This window comes from Bifidobacterium sp. ESL1133, assembly GCF_058107325.1.
On sequence record NZ_JBYLUI010000005.1, the window covers coordinates 29418 to 43958 of the forward strand.

At 62.2% G+C, this 14541-nt stretch carries 8 protein-coding genes and 2 pseudogenes; 2 read left to right on the plus strand and 8 right to left on the minus strand.

Annotated elements, in window-relative coordinates; translation table 11 throughout:
* Positions 1-132: 132 nt before the first annotated feature.
* Entirely contained in the window at positions 133-414 is a 282-nt protein-coding gene (locus AC3B5A_RS05975; protein WP_489760650.1) for a calponin homology domain-containing protein, read from the minus strand.
* A 569-nt stretch (positions 415-983) separates the two neighbouring features.
* Here AC3B5A_RS05975 and AC3B5A_RS05980 point away from each other — a divergent pair.
* Positions 984-1154, plus strand: coding sequence for a hypothetical protein (locus AC3B5A_RS05980; RefSeq protein ID WP_489799632.1), 171 nt, complete (start codon positions 984-986; stop codon positions 1152-1154).
* A 225-nt stretch (positions 1155-1379) separates the two neighbouring features.
* On the opposite strand, the gene pknB is transcribed toward AC3B5A_RS05980, so the two are convergent.
* The 7 genes and pseudogenes from pknB to AC3B5A_RS06015 form a co-directional block, all read right to left on the minus strand.
* On the minus strand, positions 1380-3515 hold the full coding sequence (pknB, locus tag AC3B5A_RS05985; RefSeq protein WP_489799634.1) for a Stk1 family PASTA domain-containing Ser/Thr kinase: 2136 nt from the start codon (positions 3513-3515) through the stop codon (positions 1380-1382).
* 449 nt (positions 3516-3964) lie between these two features.
* Positions 3965-4858: pseudogene (locus tag AC3B5A_RS05990) on the minus strand (serine/threonine-protein kinase); the annotation flags it as partial.
* Positions 4855-6321, minus strand: coding sequence for a penicillin-binding transpeptidase domain-containing protein (locus AC3B5A_RS05995; protein WP_489799636.1), 1467 nt, complete (start codon positions 6319-6321; stop codon positions 4855-4857). The pseudogene AC3B5A_RS05990 and the gene AC3B5A_RS05995, both read right to left, overlap by 4 nt.
* Positions 6318-7928 carry an FtsW/RodA/SpoVE family cell cycle protein gene (locus AC3B5A_RS06000; protein ID WP_489799638.1) on the minus strand — a complete coding sequence of 537 codons (1611 nt, stop codon included), beginning with the start codon at positions 7926-7928 and terminating at the stop codon, positions 6318-6320. Before AC3B5A_RS06000 ends, AC3B5A_RS05995 begins: the two co-directional genes overlap by 4 nt.
* A gap of 1490 nt (positions 7929-9418) precedes the next feature.
* Positions 9419-10552 (minus strand): annotated as a pseudogene (locus AC3B5A_RS06005) (PP2C family protein-serine/threonine phosphatase); the annotation flags it as partial.
* 2 nt (positions 10553-10554) lie between these two features.
* Positions 10555-11115 (minus strand): FHA domain-containing protein FhaB/FipA, encoded by a 561-nt coding sequence (locus AC3B5A_RS06010; protein WP_489799640.1) that lies wholly within the window; start codon positions 11113-11115, stop codon positions 10555-10557.
* Between the two features lie 21 nt (positions 11116-11136).
* Entirely contained in the window at positions 11137-11838 is a 702-nt protein-coding gene (locus AC3B5A_RS06015; protein WP_489799642.1) for an FHA domain-containing protein, read from the minus strand.
* Between the two features lie 197 nt (positions 11839-12035).
* Between AC3B5A_RS06015 and AC3B5A_RS06020 the strand changes: the two genes are divergently transcribed.
* A complete protein-coding gene (locus AC3B5A_RS06020; protein ID WP_489799644.1) occupies positions 12036-14540 on the plus strand; it encodes a prolyl oligopeptidase family serine peptidase in 2505 nt (834 codons plus the stop codon).
* The last annotated feature ends 1 nt before the right edge of the window (position 14541 follow it).

Here is a 14541-nt window from a genome sequence, read left to right on the forward strand (position 1 = left end):
CATTGCCACAGATATCGACATTGACACAAATATCGACAGAAAACGGGCTATTTCTGTCGATATTTGCGCCAATGTCCAAAAATGCGTCAACTGAGCGCGGGAGCGGCCGCACCAGTCATCCGCGCAACCGAACTACTTCCCTGCGACCGCTTGAGCCAGCGCCTGCCGAGTCCAATCGCTCACACTCATGTGCTGTTTCCCAGCGCTATCTTTAATCAGCGTCCACAACGCATCGCTCACACGAATTGTATGAGGTTTGAGGTGCTCGGTTTGCACTTCCCACGCACGCCCGCTGAATGGCGTTATCGTTGCACCCGGGAAGCCCTCATCTGCTTCCTGCGACCAACGATCAATCATCTCTTCAGTAACAACTGCGCCATTGTCTGCAATGAATACGGTATCATTGTTCTTCATTTCAGTTCCTTCCTCGACGTATCTCAGTAGCAAATCCACGAGTCAAGTAATTCGCATGTATTACCAGTACCGACCCGTCAGCGCCTCGTACAAACACAAGTTCGACAGCACGTCCTTGCAAATCAAAACCGATAGTTGCCCACCGTTGCGGCTCACTCTCTCTATCTCTGCGGCGAATTGTCGCTCCCGATGAGCCAGTCTCGAATGCTGAGCGTATCTGCTCGGAAGTAAGGCCATGCTCGAAGGCATGCGCATGAATAATAATCCGCATACATAGAAGAATACCATAGCGCATACGTTACGCCAAATCAACATCTTCCTCATTGCCTATCCTCAGTTACACCAAATATTCACTGCCCGTAGCTGGCAAACATTCCAATTCATCCGCGCAAATATCAGGCCAAACCACCCATCGCAGAGCAACCCTTATCATCACTCCGAACCCGCTAAATCATTGGCTTTCGTAGCCCTATGTCAGTGATTATGGAAGTTCCTATGTCAGTGATTTGGAAAGTTCTATGTCATGATTATGGAGATCTCTAAGTCAGTGATTTGAAAACTACTATGTCATGATTATGGTAGTTCCTACATCAGTGATTTGGAAAACGCTAGCTCAACTCGGTGAGGAGCTGGGGATACCGGCAGAGCAGCGGGCGGTGGTGTACCGTGGCGAAGGCGGCATTGCCACGAATGCATTCCGCGTGCTGCAGGCCAAAGACTATCTGCATTTCTCAGCATAACCGGAGAGTTTCTGCGCGCGGCGCGAATGCCGGCAAGGTGATGCACGCGCCACTCTTGCCGCAAATGCCGACATTGACACAAATATCGACAGAAAACGGGCTATTTCTGTCGATATTTGCGCCAATGTCCAAAAATGCGTCAGCTGAGCGCGGGAACAGGCGCACCTGCAGCGTCCAACCGCCCACGCAGCTGCCGCCGGCGCCCGGCTTGGGACCGGCCCGGCCTTACTGCGCCGCTCCGGTGCCCGGCTTGGCGCCGTTGGTACCGGTCGAGCCGTTGGTGCCGCCCGTGCCGGAACCACCGGTGCCACCAGACCCTTGCCCGTTACCGGAACCGCTGCCATTGCTGCCGGATCCGTTCTGCCCGCCGGTCGTACCTGAGGACTGCGCCGGCCTAGTGGTGAGCGTGACCGTGCTGCCCTTGGCCGCGTTGCCGCCGCTGGGAGACATGCCCGTCACCACGTCGTTCTCGCTGGTGGCGTTCGACGCGCTGACTTGGAAGCCGAGCGAAGTGAGCGTGCGCTTGGCATCCCCCAGCTTCTGGTCGACCACATTCGGCACCGAGCTCATCTGCGAGGGATCCTGCCCCTTGGAGATGAAGATGGTGACGGTGGAATGCTGATCCACGTCCGCACCGGCCTGCGGATTGACGCGCGAGACCTGCCCGTCGGGCACGGTGGCCGAATATTCCTGCTGCACGCTGGCGTTGAGCCCCAGCTTCTGGATGGCTTGCGTGGCCTGGTCGGTGCCCTGCCCCACCACGTCCGGCACCTTCACCTTGCCGGAGGAGACATACAGTGTGAGGATGGATCCGCGCGACTGGCTGCTGCCGGCCTTGGGGTCGGTGCGCGTCACCATGCCCTGAGCCACATCGGCGCTGTCCTCCTCTTGTGCGGTAGACGTGACGCGGAAGCCTGCCTTGGTGAGCTTCTGCCGCGCCTCCTCCTGCGATTTGCCCTTCACATTGGGTACGGTGGTCGCCTCGGGGCCGGTGGAGAACCAGACCTTCACCTTCGAACCCTTCTCGGCCTTCTGCCCGCCGTCAGGCGTTTGGTGCGTGAACGTGCCCTTGGGCTCGCTCGAATCCGCGTCGTGCATCACTTCCATCTTCAGCCCGACGCTTTCCAGCTGTTCGCGGGCTCGATCCTCGGTGGTGGTGGAGCTGAACGTGGGCACGGTGACCATTTCGACTTTTTTGTTGTTCAGCGCGAAGAGCACGCCGACAGCGGCCAGTATGACCACCAACGCACCGATGATGGAACCGATGATGATCTTCTTTTTCTTCTTGCGCTTGGCATCGTTGGCCTGCTCAGTGCGCGATTTCACCGCCGTCTGCACGCCGGCTGCCTCGCCCTCGTAGCCCAACGGGCTGAACGGCTGGGTGGCGGTCGTCTCCACCGGGCTCAACGCCTCGGTGGCGGCCGTCTGCTCGGCCTGCTTGCGCGCCTTCATGTTCGACAGGTCAGTGAGCGGGTTGAAGGCCGCCGCCACCGGCACGCCGCCGTTCATGAAAGTGAGGATGTCGTCGCGGAATTCGGCTGCCGTGCTGTAGCGGTTCTGCCTGTCCTTGGCCATGGCCTTGGCCACGATCTGATCCCACATCACCGGCAGGCCGGGCACGATGCTGCTGGGCGTCTGCGCCACCTCGGAGACATGCTGGTAGGCGATGGAGACCGCCGAATCGCCCATGAACGGCGCCCGTCCGGTCAGCATTTCGTAGAGCACGCAACCGGCGGAATACAGGTCGGAACGCATGTCAACGGTTTCGCCGCGCGCCTGCTCCGGGGAGAGGTACTGCGCGGTGCCCACCACACCCTGCGACTGGGTCATGGTGGCGGCCGAATCGTCGAGCGCGCGGGCGATGCCGAAGTCCATCACCTTGACAATGCCCTGCTCGGAAATCATGATGTTGCCGGGCTTGATGTCTCGATGGATGATGCCCATGCGGTGCGAATAATCCAACGCACTGAGCACCCCGAGCATGACCTGTTCAGCATCTCGCTGACTCAACGGGCCGTTGGCCTTGATGATGTCGCGCAGGGTCTGCCCCTTGACATACTCCATCACCAGGTAGGGCACACGTTCGGTGATGCCGCCCTCGCCGACGATGGTCTCCTCGCCGGAATCGTAGATGTTGACGATGTTCGCGTTGTTCATCTGCGCCACGGAGTGCGCCTCACGGCGGAAGCGACGCAGGAAGATCTCATCGTTGGCCAGGTCGGAGCGCATGATCTTGACGGCCACGACGCGGCCGAGACGTGTGTCTTGGGCGATGCGGACTTCCGCCATTCCGCCCCTGCCGATAAGCTCTCCGAGTTCGTAGCGGCCGTTTTCCAACGACGTAGGCATACTCACGCTCATAGTTGCTCCTTCCAAAATTCGCTGGGTTCATGTGTTGTGCCGTCGGCCAGAGGGTGCTCGGCGTGCGGATGTTCGTCCACAGAGTCCTCCATCAGCGGATGCTCGGTACGCGGCGGCTGGCTCGGCGGCATAGGCTGCGGGTCCGGCGGGTCCGGGTCGGGCGGAACGCTCGGCGGTTGCGCGTGTTGGGCCGGTTGGCCGCGGTGCACGCTGAAATGCTGGGATTGTGCGGACACGCTACGCACCAGTTCGGTAGACATGACCCGTAGCTCGGTGCTGGCGGTGGGCACGTTCTGCACCGTGTGCGCCCCGGACGTCGGCACCACGGGCGCGACCGCGCTCAGCGGCAACGCAACACCGCCGGGGCGCTGCGCCGGAGGCGGGGTGAGGGATGCCGCAGTCTGCCCGTCCGAGCGATGACCAAACCGTTTCGGCTTGGCACCGGCCGCACTGGAGATGCGCCTGGGCAACCTGCCCGAACGCGGCACGATGAGCGTGTCTTCGGCTTCGGTGCGCTGGTCGAGCAGTCGCCGTTCGATGCGTGCCAAGGTATGCGAGACCACGAGTGCGTCCTTGGGCCTGTCGAGCGGATCCTTCTCCAGCATCGACATGACGAACTGTCGCAACTGCAGATCGACCGTCTCGGGCAGCGGAGGCACCTTGTCGTTGACGTGCGCCGCGGCGATCTCGACGGGAGTGGCGCCGGTGAACGGCCGGTGGCCGCACAGCCCCTCGTACGCCACCACGCCAAGCGAATAGATGTCGGACTGGGGCGTGGCCTGCTTGCCTTGCGCCTGCTCGGGGGAGATGTATTGCGCGGTGCCCACCACCATGCCGTCCTGGGTGATCTGCGCCTGGTTGGTGGAGGTGGATACGCCGAAATCGGTGATTTTCACCTCACCGTCATCCGAGACCATGATGTTGGCCGGCTTCACGTCGCGGTGAATCACACCGTGCGAATGTGCCACGAACAGGCCGCGGGAGGTCTGGATGAGAATGGGCAGCAGTTCGGTGGGGTCCATGGCTCCCTTGGCGCGGAACCAGTCGGCCAGCGAGTCACTCGGCACGTACTCCATCACAATGAAACCGATACCGTCATGCTCGTAATACTCAAACAGAGCAGCGATGTTGGGATGCGCCAAATCGGCGGAATTACGGGCTTCCATGCGCAGCCTGCGCAATTTGGCCACCGAGTCCTTGATATCGGCGCGCAACGCCTTGACCGCCACATCACGGTGGAGCTGGATGTCATAGCCTTGCCACACCTCACCCATGCCGCCCTGCGCGAGCCTGCGGTCGAGGCGGTATCTGCCGTGTACCAGCTGTCCTTCTACGAGTCTCATTGTTTCAGCGCCTCCTGCAGGAGGGACTTCATGACCGGGCCTGCAGCGGTGGCACCGAACGTGTCCACGTTGTGCACTACCACGGCCACGGCCACCTTCGGGTCGTCCGCCGGGGCGAAGCCCATCACCCAACCGTCGATGCTGGAATTGTTCTCGCCGATCTGCGCGGTGCCGGTTTTGGCGGCCACCTTGACACCGGGAATGCCCAAGCTCGGATCCTCCTTGTTGACCACGGACTGCATCATGGAATTCAGCTTTTGCGAAGCGTCACGGCTCATCACCACGTCCTTGGGCAGGGCATGGGTCTGCGAGATGACGGACAGGTCGCTCGAACGCACCCGATCGACCAGCGTGGGGCGCATCAGCACACCGTTGTTGGCGATGGCTGCGGCAATCATCGCATTCTGCAACGGGGTGATCTGCACGTCGCCCTGCCCGATGGAAGCCAACGCGAGCCGGTCAGGAGCGGGGCTCTGCGGGAACTTCGACGCCACGGCCTGCATGGGCAACCCGGTTGACGACGAGCCGTCCACGGCAATAGAGGAATCGAAACCGAACTTCTGAGCTTCCTTGGCCACGGCGTCCGCCCCCAGCGACAACCCCAGCTGTGCAAAGGCAGTGTTGGAGGAGTACGTAAGCGCATCTTCGAATGAAATCTGACCGTTCACGCCGTTGGCCCGCGACTCCACATTGGTGAGCTGCGTGGAAGTGTTCGGCAGAGTGAAGCTCGCACCGGCGGGAATCATGGTGTCTGGCTGGTATTTGCCAGTGGCCAGCGCCGCAGCCGCAACCACGGTCTTGAACGTGGATCCCGGCGGGTACAACTGCGAGGTGGCACGGTTGAGCATCGGGTTGGCAGGGTCGGAAGTGATCTGACTATAGGCGAGGTTGGCCTGTTTGCTGTCGTGGGTGGCGAGCTGGCCGGGGTCGTAGCTTGGGGTGCTGGCCATCGCCAGAATGCGACCGGTTTTCACCTCGATCGCCACTGCGGCACCATCCTTGCCGCTCAACCCGTCGTAGGCAGCCTTCTGCATCTGCGGGTCGATGGATGTCTCAATGGAGGCACCCTTGTTTTCGGTGCCGTTGAACAGGGTCTTGAACTGTTGCCAGAACAGTTGGTTCGATTCGCCAGTCAGCAGTTTGCCGCGAGAGGCCTCGATGCCGCGGTCGGCGGTCTGCTCGATGGAGAAGAAGCCGGTGATAGGGGCATACAGCTGGCCGGAGGTATAGGAACGCTGGTATTCGAACGGGTCGTTGACTGGGTCGGACTTGGCCATCACCGTGCCGTCCGAGGCCAGAATCGAGCCGCGCGGGGCTCCGAGCTCACGGTACAGGCCGCGCAGGTTACGAGGATCCTGATTGAGCTTGTTGGAACCGATGGCAGTGATCATGGTGCTGGAGAATCCTAAGACAACAAACAGCACGAGCACGGCGGTGAAGAGTTGGCGCAGGTATTTGTTCATTTCACGCCTCCTCTGGAGATAACCTCAGTCTCGTAGCCGGTAGCGGCCGCATTCGCGCCGGTTGTACCGCTCACGGGCGAGTCCGCCCCAGACGCGGCGGCGGAGACAACAGCCCTGTCGATGGCCTGCGTCGACATCTGCGAGGTCGGCGGAAGCGGAGCGGGAGCCGGATGTGCGGCAGGCGGGGACGCCGGACGGCCGGACTTCGGTTTGCTGTGTCCCTGACCGTTCTCCCGGCTTTTCTGCACATCCCGGTTGTGCAGCGCCACCATGGCCTCCACCTGCATGGTGTCAGACAATTCGCCTTCTGGCTCAGGCTTGTTGGCCGCGTTCGATATGACCATCAGCAGGGCCACCAGCACAAAGTTCGCCACCAGTGATGAACCGCCCGCAGCCATAAACGGCATGGTCAGACCGGTCATGGGGATCACCAAAGTGATACCCCCCACCACGGTGAACACCTGGAACGCCATGGTGAACGCCAGGCCGGAAGCCAGCAATTTGCCGAATCCGTCCTTGATTTTCATCGCCGTCACAAAGCCCGACGCCACAATGATCAAGTACAACACCAAAATGGCCAGCAAGCCCGCCAGTCCCAGCTCTTCGCCAAGGGAAGCGTAGATGAAGTCGGAGTTAGCCAACGGCGTGATGGCCGGATGCCCTTGGCCGATGCCGGTACCGGAAAGACCACCCGAAGCCATACCGAACAGGCCGGTGACCAGCTGATAGGAGCTACCGTAGGCGCGCGAATAGATCTTGGGATCGAAGGGGTGCAGCCACCCGTCGATGCGATAGCCCACATGCGCGAACATCTTGGAGGCGAACACGGCAGCCACAGCGAACGCCACACCGCCTATGATCAGCCAGCTGCCACGACCTGTAGAGATATACAGCATGGAGACGAACAGCGCGAAGAACATGAGCGACGTACCCAAATCACGCTGCACCACCAGCACACCGATAGCCACCACCCACACGATGATGATGGGGCCGAGATCCTTGATGCGCGGCATCTGCAAGCCGAGAATCTTGCGGCCACCGACCGCCAACCGGTCACGGTGGTCAAACAGATACGCGGCGAAGAAGAACGCGAGGAACAGTTTGGCGAACTCACCCGGCTGCAGCGTATGACTGCCGAAACCAATCCAGATGCGGGCACCGCCAATTTCCTTGCCCAGCCCTGGAATCATGGGGGACAGCAGCAACAACAGACCGACCACCATGCTCACATAGGAGAACCGGCGCAATATGCGATAATCGCGCAGCGCCACCACGAACACGCACGTAAGCGCCAAGGCGATACACACCCAAATAAGCTGCTGGTACGCCACACTGGTGTGGTTCGAAGCGTCAATACGCGCAATCATCATGGTGCCGATGGCGGTGAGCAGCACCACGCACGGCAGAATCTCCTGGCTGGCCCACGGCTGGAACTTGACCATCAACGCCCACAACAGCACGAACATGGCCGCCACCGCCACCAGCATGACGACGTATTTGCTCGGCACTGTGCCACTGGTGCGTTCGAACATCTGGAAGAAGACGATGGCACTGATGGCAAACGAGAGCAGCAGGAGGAACAGTTGGCGCAGACGCGTGGCGATCATCGGGCGGCGCTCCCGTCCGGCGTTGCCGCATTCGGGTCGTCGGGAGCCGGCTTGGACGTGTCGTCCTGCCCCTCGCTGGAACCATGCGCGGAACGTTCGGCAGACTCCTTGTCTTTGCTGGCTTTCAGCGCCTTGATCTCCTTTTTGATGAGCGCAACGTGCTCGTGCGCGCCGTCAAGAGAATCTACGGCTATGCCCTCGCCAATCTGATCATTCCAGGACTGCGGCAAATCCTTCACCTTGATGTCGGTGGTTTCCACCTCATGAGACAGCCCGGCACCGAACAAATTGGTATTCACACCCTGGTAAATCGCCACCTTGCCGTTCGCTTCACCCAGGAAGTACTTCGTTTGGCTCCAGTGGTAGGCTCCGGCGGCACCGAACAGCACCGCAACCAGCAGTACTGCGGCCGCAATGGCAGCATACATGCGCGCGCGACTCTTACGCTTGCGCACAATCTGCTTGGCGTGATGCTGCTTCCGGCGGATGGCCATGGCCACATCAGGATCGTTGGGATCGGCGGTAATACGACCGTCGCGCTTCTTCACCACCGGTATCTCGCTCGTGTCGAGATCCACCTTCTCGCCGATCTCTTCGCGCACGGCCGAGGGCTGCGCCACGTGGAGCTTGGGAGCTTCCTCAAGCTCGGGAGCCGTCGGTATGGGTGCCGTGGAAACGTCGGCAACATGCGCCGCATGGGCGCCCCTGCCTTTACCTTGACGAGCCGAACGGTTGCGGGTTGCATGATTGGGCGTGGAGTCGGAGGCGCGGGAAAGCCCTGCACCGGGGGCCGGAGGCTCGTTGCTGCCTGCGATGGCCTCCACGAAATCTGCGTGTGCAGGAGCCGGAGGCATCATATCGCCGTCGGCAGCAGTGATCTCATCGTCCAACGACGTGCGTTCGTCGGCCAGAGCCGGCACCGGTGTGGCAGCCTGCGCACTTGCAGCAGCAGGTTGGATGGCAGGCGGCATCGGCTCAAGGACGGCAGCATCATGCCCGGAAAACTCTGCGCCAGAAGCGCCGTCGCGGTTGAACTGTGCTGAATCAGGAACGTTCGGTTCAACCGGTACGGGTGCGGCAGCGGAATCGGATTCAGGCTCAATGGCGGCCGGGAGGGGGACTGCAGGCACCGGAACACCGGTCGCGCCGCCCGCAAAGCCATCGCCGGCGCCAGCGGATTCCTGCTGCCGGTGCCCTTCATTGCGATGCTGCACCTCAAAATCTTGCGTATGCGCCGCTGCCTGGTCGCTCTGTGCATGACTGTTCTGCGCGTGTACCGACTCAGATGCTCCCTCAGCCGCCGCCGGAATCTCACCCGAATCCGCAGCAGAAGAACGCCCTGCAGCATGGGCTCCATGGCTTGCGCCGGCATTGGCGGCATCCTCGTTGGAAGGCGATCCTGTGGGTTGCACGGTGATACGTGGCATGGTGGCCGTGATGGGATCTTCGATCTCCGGCAGGGCCGCGTGCTGCGCGTGCGTGCGGTGCGTCAGTTCAGCGGCTCGTTGGGCGGGAGAGCCCTTGCCTAAACGCAACGCTGGGGTACTGGCCACCGGAGCCTTGACGATGTCGGCAATGGCCTCAAGGTTCGAGCTGGCGGCACCACCGACCAACGGGGTTTGGCGCGGCGGCTCAACTGGTTCCCCGGCACCTGCCATGGCCGCCTCATCGACCGTGGAAAGCGCCGAAACCGGCAGGGCGTCACCAATCACGGCAGTGACGTTGTCGGTGCTGCCGGCCTTGAGCGACATGGCCACCAAACGCTGCGCGCACTCCTCGGGCGCCGCGATGGCATCCATCACCTCTTCGATGGTGGAATCCTCCAGCACGCCGCACAGGCCGTCTGAACACAGCAGCCAACGGTCGCCCGGCCGCGCTTCGAAAATACCAACGTCGGGGCGCGGATCGATGTCGAAATCACCCAGCACACGCATCACCACGTTGCGCTGCGGGTGATTGCGCGCCTCTGCCTCGGTGATGCGGCCGGTGTCGATGAGATGCTGCACGTAACTATGATCGTGCGTCATGCGGCGCAGTTTGCCGTCGCGCAGCATGTATGCGCGCGAATCGCCGATGTGGGCGCACACCCAATGCCCGGAGACCAGCGCCACCGCAGTGACCGTGGTGCCCATGCCGGCCAGGCTACGCTCGCGCTTTGCTTTGCCGACGATGGCGTCGTGCGCGGCCAATACCGAGGTATCCATCATCGAGGCGACGGCTTCGACGCTGCTGCCGGCATCGCTCTGCTCAATGTGAGCCAGGGAGCGGATAGCGATGGTGGAGGCGGTGTCTCCGCCTGCGTGGCCACCCATACCGTCGCAGACCGAAACCAGTCGGGAGCCAGCGAACGCGGAATCCTGATTGTTGCTGCGCACCGTGCCCACATCGGAGACGGCGGTGGAACGCAACGCCAGCGGTTCTTCGGCGTCAGCGGCGGGCTGCGCAGGTTCGGCGGGGGCAGGTTCGGGGTCGCTCTCGACCGCGTTCAGTTCGACGGTCGGCGGGTAATGCGCGTCGCCGGGCGCGCCTGCGGAAGTATGAATGTCGGCAATGTCAGCAATATCAGCATCGCCGTCGGCGTAGGCGTCAACGCCGGAATGTTGAGGAATCGAGGTGTCAGTCATAGTCACCTCAGCTCAAAGGTCGTGGCGCCGATGCGCACCGGAATGCCTGACTTCAGCACGACCGGAGCGGTGATGCGCCGCTGGTTGACCACCGTGCCGTTGGTGGAGCCCAAGTCCTCGATGGCCCACGCGCCGGTGACCGGATCCGAATAGACGCGTGCGTGCTGTGAGGAGGCGAACTCGTCGTCAAGCACCACGGTGTTGGAGGCCGAACGGCCAAGTGTGATGGTCGATCCGGTCAGCGGCACCGACGTGCCCGCCAACGGCCCGTCGATGACGGTGAGCAGCGTGGGCGTCTTGTTGGAGGTGCGGTTGGCGAATCGGGATCTGAAACCGCCAACCTCGCTGGAGGTACGCACGGACGCCACCGGTGAGTTGAGCGCGGCCGGGGCAGGAGCTGCGGCAGCCTTACGCGCACGGCGGTCGCTTCTGCGGTGCGCCAAAGACTTGCGGGGACTGAACGTCTCCACATCTTGGCGCAACGAGCGCATTGCGAGCCATACGAAAACCCACAGTAGGGCGAGAAACCCGTACTTGAGGATGGCGAATGTCAGTTCGGTCATACGTTTCGGCTTCTGCTCCAGCTACTCCGTGTCCTGCGAAGAGGCCCAATAGAGAATGCGGGTGCGGCCAATGGTGATGGTGTTACCGTCCAGCAGTGTGGCCGCCGGCACCTGGTGCCCCTCCACATACGTGCCGTTGGTGGAGCCCAAATCGCGAGCCACCACGCCGCCGGGGGTGATATCGATCTCCAAATGGTTGCGCGAGATGCCGGGATCGTCAATCACAATGTCACAGCCCGAACCGCGACCGAGCACCGTCTTGGGCTTGGTGAGCAGGTACTGGCTGCCGCTGATCTCCAGCATGGGGCTGTCCTCGGACTGGTCGTCCGTGGTGACGGGCACCGCGTTGCCCTGCACCGACTCCGAGGAGAGGTTGAAGTTACCGGCGCTCAGGCTCATGTCTTCTTCGAAAATCACCACGACCGGGCCAACGAACGCGTAATGTTGGCTCTTGGCGTACTGGGTGAGATTGTCGGCGAGTTCGTCCGCCAACGTCTCACTACCCCACTGCTCGATACGGTCGAAATCAGGGGTGCTGAGCTTGAAACGGTACTCGTTGGGCGCCACGGTGCGGTCGCGGCCCACAGGCATGGCCTCCGCATCAATCTCACGCTCGAGCGCGCTGGAGAGGTCAACTGGCTGTAGGTCTTTCGAACCAAACTTCGAAAAGACACCGTTGACTGCACCTTCGACACTCTTCTCAAAACGGTCGAGAACGCCCATAGTGACTCCTTTCTTCTTGACCCCATCTTACGCGATGCTACAAACCGAACAAAACGAGAGGCCGGCGCAATGCCGCTCAAGCACGGGAACGTGCCCTGCGCCACACACCCCGGAACGGCGCGGCGCACGGCACGAAACGCCCTCAAAGTTCAGTCGCCCACACTCAAGTTCACCGCATGCTCCGTATACTGAGCCTCATGAGCAACAAGACACAGCAGAACCAGCCTCGGACCGATGAGAGGGACGCCATCGCGCAGTTCCCCCGGCGCAACGCGCGTACCTCACGTTTCCGCGCCGGAGCCCCGCACGGCGCTCAGGTGGTCGGCAACGGGCAGCGCATGCTGTTCCTGCGCTCAGGCGGACCGGAGGATCTGGTCTCCTCGCTGTGGATGAATACCATCTCGCCGCTCACCGGGCAGTCACACGAGACCTTGCTTGCAGACCCGAAAAGCCTGCTTGACGGCAGCGGCGCCGAGAACATTCCCGACGAAGAGCGGGCTAGACGCGAGCGCGCACGCGAAGGAGGGCAGGGCATCGTCGCATATTCGGTGGATGCCGCAGGAACGCGCGCGGTGTTCACGCTGGGGTCACGGCTGTTCATGACCCAGCTGCCCGGAGGAGATACGGATGGGGACGCTACTGGGGATGCCGAAGCGACCACTGGCAACAGCATCGAAGCGACAGTAGCGTTGAGTGGGACTCCCAATGACAAGGAAGGCGACGTTGCAGTCGCGCCGGTCGAAGCCACGCGGGAACTGGCCGCGGCAACGCTGAGTGAGACGCAGTGGCAGCCTGTGCTCAACCCGCGCATCTCGCCGGATGGGGCGCACGTGCTCTACACCACCGGGTCACGGCTGGTAATGGTGGATATTGACGATGAGCACCACAGCGCCGCCACCGGTGAGACGGACAGTCCCGATCACCACGATCACCACGATCACCACGATCACCACGGTGAGCATAGCTACACAGCCTCCTACACCGAAGGCGACGCCGTGCACACGGTGTGGAGCCTGGGCGAAAGCGATTCCGGAGATGACGCCGACCCCACGCAGCGCATCGGACTGGCGGAATTCGTGGCCGGCGAGGAGATGGATCGGTACGACGGCTTCTGGTGGGCGCCGGACTCGCGCTCCGTACTATTCGAAATGTTCGACAGCAGCAACGAACCCATGTGGTACCTGAGCGACCCGGCCAACCCGCAACGCCCGGCCCAAGGCCGCCGTTATGCGCGCGCACTCACCACCAACGCCTCGGTGCGCATGGTGCTGGCCCACCTCGATTTCGACAGTGAGAACCGATATTGCGGCATGGACGTGCAGAACGTGATGTGGGACCGCGAGGCCTACGAATACGTGGCCGCCGTCAACTGGAGTGAGGGGCACGACCCGATCATGCTGGTGCAGAACCGCCGGCAGAACCACGACCAGGTGCTCAGCATCGACGCCTCGGGCATGACCGAAGTGCTGGAGGAGCACGAGAACCCGCAATGGCTCGACCTGGTCGCTGGTACGCCGGCACGCACCCCGTCCGGCCGCCTGGTATGCGCCATGAACGACATGGACACCGACACCAACCGGCTCACCTTGGACGGGCGCGCGTTCACACCGGTGGGATGGCAGGTGCGCGAGGTGCTGGATGTCAACGAGGAGAACGTGCTCGCGGTGGTGCAGCGGGACGCTCGCGACTATGCTGTGGTAACCATCAGCTACGACGGCACACTCACGGAAGTCACCCACACCCCCGGAGTGTGGCGCGCCAGTCGAGCGGGCAGCGGCATCGCAGTGTTCGGCAATGACATGGACAGCCCGCAGGCAACCCTGATACACACCAGCACTCTTCTCGGCAGTTCCTCACCCCTGCACAACGTTGCCGCCGCAAGTAAGAACGTCGCCGTCATCACCAATCACAGCGCAGATCCAGGCTTCACGCCAAACGTCAGCTTTGCCAGACTCGGCGCGCACCAGCTGCACACCGCCATCGTGCGGCCGAGCGCCGGGAGCCGATGGGCAGGCTCAGCCACACTGCCTGTGCTCATGAAACCCTACGGTGGCCCCGGATTCCAGCAAGTGACCTACTCCCAAGCCGCATACTTCGACGCGCAGTGGTGGGCTGACCAGGGCTTCCTCGTGGTCATCGCGGACGGACGCGGCACCACCGGGCGCGGACCGCTGTGGGACCGCGCCATCTTCGAAAACATGAAAGCCGTCACCCTCGCTGACCAGATCGAAGCAGTGCAGGCGCTGCCGCGAGTCGCACCCGAAGCCGACCTGGAGCATGTGGCGATGATCGGATGGTCGTACGGAGGATTCCTCTCGGCACTGGCCGTGCTCGAGGCTCCAGACGTTTTCCACGCGGCCTGTGCCGGGGCTCCTCCCACCGATTGGACGCTCTACGATACGCATTACACCGAGCGGTACTTGGGACTCAACCCAGCGGTATACGAACGCAACTCGATCGTGGCGGATGCTCCGGGGCTGCGCCGTCCGCTCATGCTCATCCACGGGTTTGCCGACGACAACGTGACCATCGCCCACTCGCTGCGGCTCTCGCAGGCGCTCATGGCCGCGGGAAAGCCGCACACCTTCCTGCCGCTGACCGGCATCACCCATATGACCAACGACGAGACGGTGGCGGAGAACCTGCTGACTCTGCAGCGCGATTTCCTCGTTGACGCCTTGGGGCTGGAGGGCCGGATGTAAG